Raw genomic sequence first — 12,884 nt, 5'->3', positions numbered from 1 at the left:
AACTTATTCGCATGACCACTCATTGTGGTTTTTATGTGGATCTTCGGATCCCTTTCAGTGAGGAGTAAACGTGTTTTCTAGCGTTGAAGAAGCAATCAAATTCATTTCAGATGAAAACATTGAATTTGTTGATGTTCGGTTCTGCGACCTTCCTGGCGTCATGCAGCATTTCACCATCCCAATTGATGCGTTCAGCAAGGACAATCTCACCGACGGACTGATGTTTGACGGTTCGTCTATCCGCGGATTTACCCAAATTCATGAGTCTGATATGAAGCTCATCCCGGATCTTGGCACAGCGTTCATTGATCCCTTCCGTGAGCACAAGACGCTGGTTATGAATTTCTCCGTAATCGATCCTTTTACTGGCGAAACATATCGCCGCGATCCACGAAATATTGCACGCCGCGCTGAGGAGTATCTGCGCTCGACCGGAATTGCCGACACCGCATACATCGGTGCCGAAGCTGAGTTCTATATTTTCGATGAGATTCGTTTCGGGGACGAGCCACGCGGATCCTTCTACCGCCTCGATTCAAAAGAGGCTTGGTGGAATACCGGTCGCGAGGAAGACGGCGGAAACTTGGGTTACAAGACCCGCATCAAGGGTGGCTACTTCCCAGTTTCTCCGAACGACCAGATGGCCGATCTTCGCGATGAAATGACTTCAGTGTGCCAGCAGGTTGGTTTGCGCATTGAACGTGCACATCACGAAGTGGGCACCGGTGGACAGCAAGAAATCAACTATACCTTTGACACTCTGCTCGCTGCGGCCGACGATATGATGAAGTTTAAGTACGTTATCAAGAATGTTGCTTTCCAAAATGGCAAGACAGTGACGTTCATGCCGAAGCCACTCTTTGGAGATAACGGCTCTGGTATGCACTGCCACCTCTCACTGTGGAAAGACGGCGAGCCACTCTTCTACGATGAGAAAGGCTATGGCGGACTCTCTGATCTAGCTCGCTGGTTCGTGGGAGGCTTGCTTCACCACGCACCGTCGCTGTTGGCGTTTACCAACCCGTCGATCAACTCGTTCCACCGTCTCGTGCCTGGTTTCGAAGCTCCAGTCAACCTCGTTTACTCCGCTCGTAACCGTTCGGCATGTATCCGTATCCCAGTAACCGGCAGCTCCCCTAAGGCGAAGCGCGTTGAATACCGCGTTCCGGATCCTTCGGCCAACCCTTACTTGGCATTCTCAGCTCAGATTATGGCGGGCCTTGACGGAATTAAGAATCGAATTGAGCCAGCCGATCCAATCGACAAGGATCTTTACGAGTTGCCACCTGAGGAACATGCTCAGATTGCTCAGCTCCCTGAGTCACTTGAGGACGCTCTGCGTGCACTTGAGGCCGATCACGATTACCTCACTGAGGGGGACGTGTTCACCGAAGATTTGATCGAAACCTGGATCGCCTACAAGCGCGAGAAGGAAATCGATCCACTTCGCCAGCGCCCTCACCCATATGAGTTCGCGCTCTACTACGATCTGTAACACAACTTTATACAGTTGCTCACGGTGGTGGGGGGGTTGCGTGAAACCGCGCAAACCCCCCACCACCGTTCTATATTTTGAGACGAGATTCAACACACAAGAATTCAACTTTACATATCTATACATAGGTGTGTATATTATTTAGTACGATCACAACCAACTTAGGAGTTATCATGCGTCGGAAACCATTTGCAGTCCTGTGTGTATCCATTGCACTCGCATTGTCCGCTTGCGGATCAGCGGATTCAAAGGCCGGTTCCGGCGAATCCCGAAGTGACGTCACCGCAACCGATCTGAGCAAAATTGAAAAGGTAGAAGAAATTGCCGCAATGGTGCCAGAAGCAGTCAAGAAAGACGGCACTCTTACTGTGGGTAACAATATCTACTACGCGCCCGCAGAATTCTACGCAGCTGATGGAAAAACTGCCCAAGGCTACGATATTGACCTCACCAATGCGCTGGCCAAAGTACTCGGACTGAAAGCAGACATCCAACAGGCCGAATTTGCTGCTATTATTCCAGCAATTGGGTCTAAATACGAAGCTGGAATCGCGAATTTCTCGATTAATCCAGAGCGTATCGCTACAGTGAACATGATCGAATACTTTAAGGTCGGTTCATCATGGTCCACCGCCAAGGGAAATCCGAAGAAATTTGATCCCAAGAGCCCCTGCGGCGCGATTGTCGGTGTACAAACTGGCACTGTGCAAGACGAAGATATCGACAAGCTCAACGCAACCTGCCCAGCCGATAAGAAGATCCAAATCCAGCGTTACAACGAGCAATCCGCTGTAACAACAGCCCTCGCTGGCGGAAAGCTTGTGGCAATGTACACCGATTCCTCAGTTGCTGAGTACGCAGCCAAGATCACCGATGGCGCAACCGCAGTCGCAGGCGAGCCGGAGAACGTAGCTGGCGTGGGCATCATCGTCGGCAAACAAGATGCAGAACTGACCAAAGCTCTCCAAGCCGCGCTACAATATCTCATCGATAAGGGACACCTCAAGTCAATTTTCAAGACCTGGGGTATCTCTGAGGGCGTAGCACAAAAAGCTGAGCTAAACCCTGCAAACTGAGTAGATTCAGGAATTTCAAATGAATAAAGTCACCGATAAGCCTGAAGTTATCAGCGCAATACCGGTGCGACACTATGGCCGCTGGATCTCAGCGGTCATAGTTGCCGTTATTGCTGCTCTTATCCTCAACACACTGATCACTAACCCCAAATACGAATGGAACGTAGTTTTCGCTACCCTATTCAAACCTGAAATATTCAGAGCCATTGGCTGGACTTTGCTCCTCACGGTAGGCTCAATGGCATTGGGAATCATCATGGCAGTGACCATGGCGATCATGCGCCGCTCCGCAAATCCCGTGCTGCGCTGGGTTGCCACCGTTTATATCTGGTTCTTCCGCGGCACTCCAATCTACACACAGCTCATATTCTGGGGTCTCATCGGCGTGCTATACGAACAGATTTCAGTTGGCATCCCATTCACAAGCATAAACTTCTTTAGCTTCAAGCCTTACGAAGTCTTTAGCTCGATGGACACCACAATGTTTGTCTGTGCCTTGCTCGGACTTGGCCTCAACGAAGGCGCCTACCTCTCGGAAATCGTGCGCTCTGGACTCAACTCCGTTGATCGCGGACAAGAGGAAGCCGCCAAAGCACTGGGTATGTCTAACTCCCAAATCCTGTGGCGAATTGTACTCCCTCAGGCTATGCGCGTGATCGTTCCACCAACCGGCAACGAGACGATTTCCATGCTCAAGACGACGTCGCTCGTCACCGCCGTCCCCTTCACACTCGAGCTCACATACGTGACGAACGCTATCGGGCAATCGAGCTTCAAGCCGATCCCCTACCTCCTTGTTTCGGCAATTTGGTACCTAGTTATTACATCAATATTGATGGTGGGTCAGCATTATCTCGAGCAATATTTCGGACGCGGTAGTCAAAGTGCCTCGACTTCCCCACAGTCACGCCGAGCGAAGAAAAAGCAGCGCTCATCGCGGCAGCAGGCAATAAATGCTGCTGCCACCACCACCGATGATCCTTTTATCGAGTACACCCCTTAGGAAGAAATCATGGCAAATCAATTTACCGCCACACAAGATATGGTTTCGGTACAGAATGTGCATAAATTCTTCTCGGATTTGCACGTACTTAAAGGCGTATCCTTTGAAGTTCCCGCTGGTAGCGTATGCACGATCCTCGGCCCGTCCGGCTCGGGAAAATCCACCATTTTGCGGTGCATCAATCAACTTGAATCAATTCAAGCTGGACGTATTTTCGTAGATGGCGAGCTCATGGGCTATGCCGAGAAGAACGGCGTGCTCCACGAACTCAACCATAAGCAAGTCGCCAAACAGCGAGCGAGTATCGGAATGGTGTTTCAGCGATTCAATCTCTTTCCGCATATGACAGCTCTCGAAAACGTGATGGAAGCTCCTATTCATGTGCTCAAGGAGAGCAAAGACACGGCAAAAGCGACCGCGCTCGAGCTGCTTGATCAGGTGGGTTTGAGGGATCGCGTTAACTACTACCCTTCTGAGCTCTCTGGCGGCCAGCAACAACGCGTTGCCATTGCCCGTGCACTGGCTATGAAACCCGATTTGATGCTCTTTGATGAGCCTACCTCGGCACTCGATCCCGAACTTGTGGGCGAAGTGCTGAGCGTCATGAAAGATTTGGCACAACGCGGCATGACGATGATCGTGGTGACTCACGAAATCGGATTCGCCAAAGAAGTTTCTGACCAGGTAATCCTGATGGACGAAGGATATATCGTAGAAGCAGGCACTCCCGCTCAGCTCTTTGAAAATCCCCAAAATCCACGCACCAAAGACTTCCTCTCTAAGGTTCTGTGAAGTTTAGTCACAATGACCACAATTTACGTTGAGGATGGGCGACGTCGGTATGCTTCCGGCCTCGCCTATCTCGCGTTTTAGCACGACGCCGGAGTGCGAGCTCAATCCTCCCCGTAGAAGACCCGCTCACACACTTTTCGCGCCTGCCGCGCCGCACGCAAATAGTCCTCTGCCACATCGTGGCGTTTGTCGAGCGGATAGCCCAAAAGCGCGGCTATGATGCCAAGTTCGGTGCTTTCATGAGGGACGACGTCGATTTTGGCACCTTGCGTACGGCCAGTTCCGAGCACGTTGAGGTCACGCAATTGCGAAGCAAGTTCCCATGCGCAGATGAGCTTTCGAGCGTCGTCGTGATCCAAAAGCTGCTGCGACGCAGCCTCTTTCAAGACGCTGATCGTGTCTGTGCTGCGCAACTGCGGGAATTGGTGTGCATGGTTGAGTTGTAGCAGCTGGGCACACCACTCCACATCAGAAAGTCCCCCACGGCCGAGTTTCACCTGGCGAGTCGGATCGACGCCGCGCGGCATACGTTCGCGTTCCATACGCGCCTTGAGCATGCGAATTTCTCGCAATTGTGCGGCGTCGAGACCATCTTCTGGATACCGCAAAGGATCAATCATGGCAAAGAACTTTTGCGCCAACTCATGCGATCCCACGCAGTAGCGCGCCCGCAAAAGCGCCTGCTTCTCCCAGGTATCGACCCAGCGGTCATAATAGGCTCGGCAACTAGAAATGCTGCGCGAGAGCGGCCCATTTTTCCCCTCCGGCCGCAGATCAGCATCGACTGGAAGTACTGGTTCTTGAGCCGTGAAATTGAGAAGTGCAATGAGGTTTCGCGCCAAAGAATTGGCAAAGACATCAGCAGTTTCTTGTTCCACGCCAGGCAAGGCTTCGTGAATAAATATCACATCGGCGTCCGAAGCATAACTGAGTTCCTGTCCACCAAAACGCCCCATCGCTATCACAGCGAAATGAATTGGCACCTCGCCAAGTTCATCGGATGTCTTGGCTCGTGCGGCGCGCAGCGCAGCTTCAATCGCAATATCTGCAGCGTAAGAAATTGCACGCTGAGTGGTAGAGCCATCTGCTAGACCCAAGACTTGTGCCATCGCAATTCTCAGCAATTCTTTTCGGCGCAGATAGCGGCCTGCCAAGGCAATCTCCTGGGAACCTTCTCGACGCGAGAGCAAGGATTCTAGCTCTCGTTCAAGCTCCGAAAAACTTCGCGCTACCAGTTGGGACTCGCCATCCAACCAAGTGATTGACTCCGGAAGCGAAGGCAAAGCTTGGGTGATATAACGCGAAGAAGCCAAGAGACGCGCTAGACGTTCTGCACACAGCGCTGAGTCACGCAAAGTCCGCATATACCACGAGGTAGAACCCATTTGTTCAGAAATTATCCGAAATGAGCGCAGACCTTGGTCAGGTTCGGCTCCCTCAGCAAACCAGCCGATCATCACAGGTAACAATTGGCGCTGGATCATCACCGTACGCGAAATTCCGCTCGTTAGTGCCCGAATATGATTGAGCGCCCCAACTGGATCGCGGTAGCCAATAGCAGCAAGTCGCGCCTGAGCGGCTTGAGAATTGAGGGAAATATCCTCAGTAGATAACTTCGCTACCTCTGGAAGAAGGGGACGATAGTAGATCTCGAGATGTAATTCGCGCACGCGGCGTTGGACTTTGTGAAAATAATGCTTCAGATCTTCAGCTGTTGCCAGATCGTAGCCCTGCAAAGCGCGCGCTATTCGCCGCAATTCCTGCTCAGAGTTCGGCACGAGGTGGCTACGCCGGAATCGATACAGCTGAATTCGGTGTTCAAGTGCGCGAAGGAACTTATAGGATTGCGAAAGCTCCTGCGCCGAATTGCGCGAAACATATCCGCCCTCGCTCAATGCACGCAGGCCATCAAGAGTAGGACGAACCCTCAAGTTTTCGTCGAGTCTACCGTGTACCAATTGAAGGAGCTGTACGGTGAATTCCACATCACGCAACCCGCCGCGCCCTAGCTTGAGCTCGTTATCGGCGTCTTTCTTTGGCACCAAATCTTCAACTCGGCGACGCATTGCCCGCGAGTCTTCAACAAAATTCGGCCGCTCCGAGGCCTGCCATACCATGGGTTGTAATGCGCAAATATAATTCGCTCCGAGTTCACAATCACCGGCAATTGGCCGCGCTTTGAGCAGAGCTTGAAACTCCCAATCTTGGGCCCAGCGCTTGTAATATGCAATATGCGAATCAAGTGTGCGCACCAACGGTCCATCTTTGCCTTCGGGCCGAAGATTTGGATCGATTTCCCACAGCGCAGGCTCACTAGCCGGCATTGACACAAGTTTTTGCAAGAAATTTGCAATCTGGGTGGCAATATTGAGCATGCTGGCATCGTCTAATTCTGGATCGATAGCCCGCGCCACGTAGATAACATCCACATCGGAAATATAGTTCACTTCGCGAGCGCCAGTTTTCCCCATGGCAATCACCGTGAATCCAACATCTTGAGCTCGTGAAATATGGGCGCGCGCCACAGCTAGACCAGCTTGGAACACTCCCCCGATAACATCAGAAACACACCTAGCCACCTGTGGCATCGTTTCTCCCGCATGAGGCTCAGTAAGGTCTACAGCTGCCAACTGAATCATTCGATACCAGTAATGCGCACGTACCGCAGCAATGGCGTCGTCGCAGGAAAGCGTGGAAACGGCATCGCCATTATTATTGACCACCCCATGCACCGCAGCTACTGCCGCTTCTTGCTCGCTGACAAGCGTCGTCTCGAGGGGGTACGAGCCGATTTTATAATCTTGCAAGATATGCACATTTGCGGGATGGGCGATGAGATAATCTCCCAGCGCACTCGACATACCCAAGATTGCAAAGAGACGCCGGCAAGCAGTTTCCTCCTCGCAAGTAACGTAAAGTGCGTCCATTGCAGCCTTGCCATGAATGCGCGCAGATTCGAGCAAACGCAGGTACGCCAAAAGCGCCAGATCGGGATCAGCACTGTCACCAGCATGCTTAATGAGCCACGACTGATCCACGTCACTCAAATTCGGATCTGCCAAAAGGCGTTGAGCTTTATCAGTGTCCATAAAACCGGCGCGAATAAGCTGAGCATGCTGGGATTCAATACGGTTCATCACCGGTCTCCATTACTAATAAGATTTAGAGCCCAGGAAGGAAGGCCGACCGTTCGAAAGGTGTTACCTGACGGCGATACTTCTCCCATTCCTTGCGCTTGTTTCGCAAGAAATAGTCAAAAGCGTCTTCACCGAGCGTCCACGCCACGAGTTCGGAAAGTTCCATTTCGCGCAAAGCTTCCGAGAGCGACGTCGGTAGCTCCTCGATCCCTAAAGCTCGCCGTTCGCGCGCAGACAGTACCGAAACGTCTGTATCAACTGCTTCCGGTAACTCGTAATTATTTTCGATTCCGGCAAGTCCCGCATTGAGAATCACAGCGAAAGCCAAATAAGGATTCACGGCAGAATCCAAAGCACGATATTCAATACGTGCCGACTTGGGTTTATCAGAGCGCAGAGCGGGGATTCGGATGAGCGCAGATTGATTGTTCTTTCCCCAAGCGATATGAGCCGGAGCTTCAAAGCCTTCCCATAGCCGCTTATAGGAGTTGACGTGCTGGTTGGTAATAGCTGTGATCTCTCGTGCGTGGTGCAAAAGTCCAGCGATGAACTTCCGAGCGGTCTTGGACAGTTGGAATTCACCCGTTGGATCGAAGAAAGCGTTCCGCTCCCCTTCGAAAAGTGAAAAATGCGTGTGCATGCCATTTCCTGGCTGTTCAATCAGCGGCTTTGGCATAAAAGAAGCCTGCACGTGCTGTTGAAGCGCAATCTGATCAATGACTACCCGGAAAGTCATAATATCGTCGGCCATTGTGAGGGCATCAGCAACTCGCAGATCTATTTCGTTCTGCCCTGGTCCAGCTTCGTGATGTGAAAACTCCACCGAAATGCCGAGATCTTCTAGCGTCTTGACTGCATCGGAACGGAAGTGGCGCGCCAATGATCGCGAAACATTGTCAAAGTACGAGCCGTTATCAATGGGCTTCGGTTCTACATTCGGATCCGTTTCTGGATGCATGAGATAAAACTCAATCTCTGGATGCACATGAAAAGTAAAACCGAGCTCAGCGGCTCTTGCGAGTGCGCGCTTGAGAACGGCACGCGGATCGGAACGCGCTGGTTCGCCGTCGGGCGTGTAAATATCGCAGAACATTCGCCCAACCACTTCGCCGTCGTCGTACCACGGAAGGATCTGGAAGGTTGAGGCATCTGGGCGCATCACCATATCGGCTTCGTGCACGCGCGTCAAACCTTGCACCGCCGAGCCATCAAAACCAATCCCCTCGCTAAAAGCATTCTCGAGCTCTGCTGGGGCAATAGCCACTGATTTCAAGGTGCCAGAAACATCAGTAAACCACAGTCGAATAAACCGAACTTCTTTTTCCTCGATAACGCGCAGCACGTGTTCTTGTTGGCGATCCATAGACCCTCCTCGTATTTCTTATCTCTATTGTGCCTGAGCAAGGCGAACTTTGGGGAACTAATGAGTAGAATGTTCACATACTGTATTCGTACACCTTGGAGGCAATAATGATTAAGCGAGTGCGCGCTCACCATCTGCAACAGTTCAAAAAGGAGCGTACACCTATCACGATGCTCACTGCCTACGACGCCGTCACCGCACGTATTTTTGACGCTGCCGGTACCGATATGCTCCTAGTCGGCGATAGCTACGGCAACACAATGCTGGGCTATGATTCAACTATTCCAGTGAGTCTCGATGAGATGCTTGTTGCCACTCGCGCTGTTGCCCGGGCGGTCACCCGCACATTCGTAGTTGCCGATCTACCCTTTGGCTCCTACGAGGAGAGCACGTCTCAGGCAGTTCAATCTGCAATTAAGTTGATTAAGGCAGGAGCTGCTGCGGTAAAACTTGAGGGCGGCGAACGGCGAGCTGACGCGATTCGCGCTATCACTGATGCCGGTATTCCAGTAGTTGGGCACGTGGGCTTCACGCCGCAAGCTGAAAACAGTCTGGGTGGGCCGCGTGTTCAGGGTCGTGGCAGTGCTGCTGAGCAGGTCAAGGCAGATGCGCTCGCTGTCCAAGACGCCGGTGCGATTGCGGTAGTGCTCGAAATGGTGCCCGCACCAGTTGCCAAAGACATCACTGCCGAACTGGAGATTCCAACGATCGGAATTGGCGCCGGTGTTGATTGTGATGGTCAAGTATTAGTGTGGACGGATATGGCTGGTATGAGCGACTGGCAACCGAAATTTGTCAAAGTTTTTGGCGAAATTGGCGCTGCTCTTACCGATGCCGTACTTACTTACAACGAAGCAGTGCGATCACGTGCATTCCCAGAAGAAAAGCACACCTTCCTTGAGTAAAGCGCCTAGCCTTTAAGTATTTCGCTTAGGCTTATCGCCGTCTAAGTCAACAATCATAGAAAAGAACGTAGAAGATGTTGGATCCTAACCGCGCCCCATTGGGGACTCTCACGCCAGGAAAAATTGGTCCGCTTCGTGCTGTGCCTCAGCACATTGAGCGCCCTGAGTATATGTTCCACGACGGACCGGAAGTTGTAACAACGTCGGATGTTAAAACCCCGGAGATTATCGAAAAAATCCGCCATGCCGGAACAATCGCAGCCGATGCGCTATATACCGCAGCGGAGGCGATAGCACCGGGCGTCACAACTGATGAGTTAGACCGAATTGCGCACGAATACATGTGCGATCATGGAGCTTACCCATCCTGTTTGGGCTATATGGGATTCAAAAAGTCGATTTGCACGTCCGTCAATGAGGTCATTTGCCATGGTATTCCCGATAGCCGCCCACTTGCCGAGGGCGATATCGTCAATCTTGATGTGACCGCATACTTCGATGGCGTGCATGGCGATACGAATGCAATGTTCTACGTGGGCGAGGTTGATGAGGAATCTCGATTGCTGTGCGAACGCACTTATACTGCTATGATGCGAGGCATTAAAGCTGCCAAGCCTGGCCGCGAAATCAATATTATCGGGCGCGTTATCGAATCCTATGCCAAACGCTTCGACTACGGAGTAGTGGAAGATTTCACTGGTCATGGTGTTGGAGAAGCCTTCCACTCTGGTCTGATTGTGCCGCATTACGACACCGCTCCCCTGCACAACGAACTCATCGTGCCGGGAATGGTCTTTACTGTTGAACCAATGCTCACGATGGGCGAGATCGCGTGGGAGCAATGGGACGACGATTGGACCGTCGTCACCAAAGACCGTGGGCGAAGCGCGCAATGGGAGCATACAATTGTGGTGACTGAGGACGGCTTCGATATTCTCACATTGCCATCGCAAGGTCAGACTTCAGCTGCAATGCCACAGGCGTAGCACAATACACGAGGAGAAATCCATGAAAAAGAAGTTTCGTCGGATCGCAATAGGCATCGATATTGGTGGTTCTGGAATCAAAGGCGCACCTGTTGATCTGAAAACAGGAATGTTCATCGACGACCGTATCCGAATTGCGACGCCACCGGACGCCTCCCCAGATGCTATCGCCGATATCGTCAAAGAAATCGTAGATTCTTTTGATCTTCCCGACGACGTTCCAGTGGGGATCTCTTTCCCCGCACCGATCTTGCGTGGCACCGTCCCAACAATTGCGAACCTGTCTCAGCAGTGGGCTGGAGTTCACGCTAATGAGCTTTTCTTCAAGAAGCTCAAGCGCCCGGTTACCGTTTTGAACGACGCCGATGCCGCAGGTTATGCCGAAGTCCATTACGGTGCTGCGCACGCAAATCCAGGAACCATTTTGGTACTCACGCTTGGAACGGGAATCGGCTCGGCGCTCGTCTCCGCTGGTGTGCTCGTGCCCAATACCGAGCTCGGCCATATTATCCTGCCACGGGGAATTGAAGCAGAGAAATACGCGTCATCGGGCGTTTTTGAACGTGAAGACCTCAGTTTTGAAGAATGGGCACAACGCCTTCAGGAAGTCTTTACCTATCTTGAAAAGCTCTTCTCTCCTAATTTATTTATTATCGGTGGCGGAATCTCGAAAAAGTACAAAAAATATGTGCCGATGATCGATACCAACGCTCCAATAATTCCAGCAGAGCTACGAAACGGAGCAGGGATCGTGGGAGCTGCACTCATGGCCTACCAAGACGATAAAAAGGCTGGTAAAAAGAAGTAAGCAATCAGGCTTGCTCAGTTCGCCCAGTTAGATAGGCATCACTGTTCGTACTCGATCAAATGTGCCCGCCTCAACTGGGCGAATGAGTCAGCCGATACGCCGGGTTCTGTGCTGGCCAAGTGGTCAGCGGCAGCCATCCATCTAGACTCAACGTTACCGTTGAGCTCAAGCAACCTACCCGTGCACTCAGCGGGACGCCTCGACGCGCACTGCTTGGTCTTGCTCCCAGTGGGGTTTACCATGCCATATCTGTCACCAGACATGCGGTGAGCTCTTACCTCGCCTTTTCACCCTTACCATTGCTGGCGGTTTCTTTTCTGTGGCACTTTCCTGCGGGTCACCCCGAGTGGGCGTTACCCACCACTGCTCCCTGTGGAGCCCGGACGTTCCTCGAACGCAAGAGCGCTCGCGACTGCCTAGCTGACTCATTCGCGTGCTCAAGTCTACCTACGATCTCCAACGAACACCAAGATCGCGCTCTCACCTGCTACAAGCTTTGCAAAACAATACTTTGCTAGAATTGAGGTTGTGCTCCTACTACTTCCCCCTTCTGAAGGAAAAACAGCTCCTAATTCTGGCAAGCCGCTCAATTGGGACGAACTCAGTTATCCGCAGCTCAATCCCTTACGCCAGAAAATAGCGATTGTACTTGCCGAAGTTTCCCAACGAGCTGATGCGCTTGACGTCTTGAAAGTCGGCGCCTCGGTGGAAGAAATTGTGCGTGCCCAAGAAAAACTCACCCAACTTCCCTGCGCTCCGGCACGCAACGTTTATACCGGCGTCTTATATCACGCCCTCGACTGGCTCGATATGCCAGCAGACCGCCGTCGTTTTGCACAAAACCACGTGCTCATCTTTTCTGCGCTCTTCGGAGTTCTCCGCCCAGACGATCCCATTCCGCACTACCGGCTATCTATGGGCACTACCTTGCCAAAAATCGGAAATACGAAAACGGCATGGCGCAAGGAGCTGAAAGATTTTGAGCCAGGTGCGCACAAGCTAGTAATCGACTGCCGTTCGGGGAACTATCAGGTGTGGAATCCTCAGCACGACGCCGATTACGTCACGATTCACGCAGTTCGGCAAAGTGGCGAGCGCCGGCAAGTGATTTCTCACGATGCCAAGCGTTTCCGCGGGATGCTCGGTAAGTATTTGCTCTCGTCAAAGACGACGTTACGCACGGCTCACGAACTGGAAGAATACGCGCAGGTTTTGGTCACTGACGGTATCGTCGACGCCATTGAGCTCACCGCCGAATCGCACAATAAGTACAAAATTACCCTCGTTGAGCACGACGACGCGAGGTAAGCCGCACGCTA

10 protein-coding genes and 1 other RNA gene are annotated in these 12,884 nt (G+C 52.0%); 8 read left to right on the top strand and 3 right to left on the bottom strand.

The features are described from left to right. Nucleotides 1-70: 70 nt before the first annotated feature. The 4 genes from glnA (EZJ44_RS02630) (at nucleotide 71) to EZJ44_RS02615 (ending at nucleotide 4,366) form a co-directional block, all read left to right on the top strand. A complete protein-coding gene (gene glnA / locus EZJ44_RS02630; protein ID WP_131279848.1) occupies nucleotides 71-1,495 on the top strand; it encodes a type I glutamate--ammonia ligase in 1,425 nt (474 codons plus the stop codon). 173 nt (nucleotides 1,496-1,668) lie between these two features. Then, nucleotides 1,669-2,571 carry an ABC transporter substrate-binding protein gene (locus tag EZJ44_RS02625; RefSeq protein WP_131279846.1) on the top strand — a complete coding sequence of 301 codons (903 nt, stop codon included), beginning with the start codon at nucleotides 1,669-1,671 and terminating at the stop codon, nucleotides 2,569-2,571. A gap of 19 nt (nucleotides 2,572-2,590) precedes the next feature. Beyond that, nucleotides 2,591-3,574, top strand: coding sequence for an amino acid ABC transporter permease (locus EZJ44_RS02620; protein WP_131279844.1), 984 nt, complete (start codon nucleotides 2,591-2,593; stop codon nucleotides 3,572-3,574). A 9-nt stretch (nucleotides 3,575-3,583) separates the two neighbouring features. Beyond that, complete coding sequence (locus EZJ44_RS02615; protein ID WP_277751384.1) at nucleotides 3,584-4,366, top strand: amino acid ABC transporter ATP-binding protein; 783 nt, start codon at nucleotides 3,584-3,586, stop codon at nucleotides 4,364-4,366. Between the two features lie 101 nt (nucleotides 4,367-4,467). On the opposite strand, the gene EZJ44_RS02610 is transcribed toward EZJ44_RS02615, so the two are convergent. Next, on the bottom strand, nucleotides 4,468-7,503 hold the full coding sequence (locus tag EZJ44_RS02610; protein WP_131279842.1) for a bifunctional [glutamine synthetase] adenylyltransferase/[glutamine synthetase]-adenylyl-L-tyrosine phosphorylase: 3,036 nt from the start codon (nucleotides 7,501-7,503) through the stop codon (nucleotides 4,468-4,470). A gap of 25 nt (nucleotides 7,504-7,528) precedes the next feature. Continuing rightward, nucleotides 7,529-8,866, bottom strand: coding sequence for a type I glutamate--ammonia ligase (gene glnA, locus EZJ44_RS02605; RefSeq protein ID WP_131279840.1), 1,338 nt, complete (start codon nucleotides 8,864-8,866; stop codon nucleotides 7,529-7,531). A gap of 107 nt (nucleotides 8,867-8,973) precedes the next feature. Here glnA (EZJ44_RS02605) and panB point away from each other — a divergent pair, with 107 nt between their 5' ends. The 3 genes from panB (at nucleotide 8,974) to ppgK (ending at nucleotide 11,565) form a co-directional block, all read left to right on the top strand. Further along, nucleotides 8,974-9,771, top strand: a complete 798-nt coding sequence (gene panB, locus EZJ44_RS02600; RefSeq protein WP_131279838.1) for a 3-methyl-2-oxobutanoate hydroxymethyltransferase — start codon at nucleotides 8,974-8,976, stop codon at nucleotides 9,769-9,771. Between the two features lie 74 nt (nucleotides 9,772-9,845). Continuing rightward, the gene (gene map / locus EZJ44_RS02595; protein WP_131279836.1) at nucleotides 9,846-10,757 is read left to right on the top strand and encodes a type I methionyl aminopeptidase; all 912 of its coding nucleotides are present in this window, start codon (nucleotides 9,846-9,848) and stop codon (nucleotides 10,755-10,757) included. A 22-nt stretch (nucleotides 10,758-10,779) separates the two neighbouring features. Then, nucleotides 10,780-11,565, top strand: coding sequence for a polyphosphate--glucose phosphotransferase (gene ppgK, locus EZJ44_RS02590; protein ID WP_131279834.1), 786 nt, complete (start codon nucleotides 10,780-10,782; stop codon nucleotides 11,563-11,565). Between the two features lie 79 nt (nucleotides 11,566-11,644). Here the strand turns inward: ppgK and rnpB are convergent. Further along, nucleotides 11,645-11,993: RNase P RNA component class A (gene rnpB, locus EZJ44_RS02585), an RNA gene on the bottom strand. 100 nt (nucleotides 11,994-12,093) lie between these two features. Here rnpB and EZJ44_RS02580 point away from each other — a divergent pair. After that, complete coding sequence (locus EZJ44_RS02580; protein WP_165496086.1) at nucleotides 12,094-12,873, top strand: YaaA family protein; 780 nt, start codon at nucleotides 12,094-12,096, stop codon at nucleotides 12,871-12,873. The last annotated feature ends 11 nt before the right edge of the window (nucleotides 12,874-12,884 follow it).

The organism is Arcanobacterium bovis, from assembly GCF_004331995.1.
GTDB lineage: Bacteria > Actinomycetota > Actinomycetes > Actinomycetales > Actinomycetaceae > Arcanobacterium_A > Arcanobacterium_A bovis.
The sequence above is the reverse complement of the archived record's forward strand: the minus strand, read 5'-3'. Positions and strand labels throughout refer to the sequence as shown.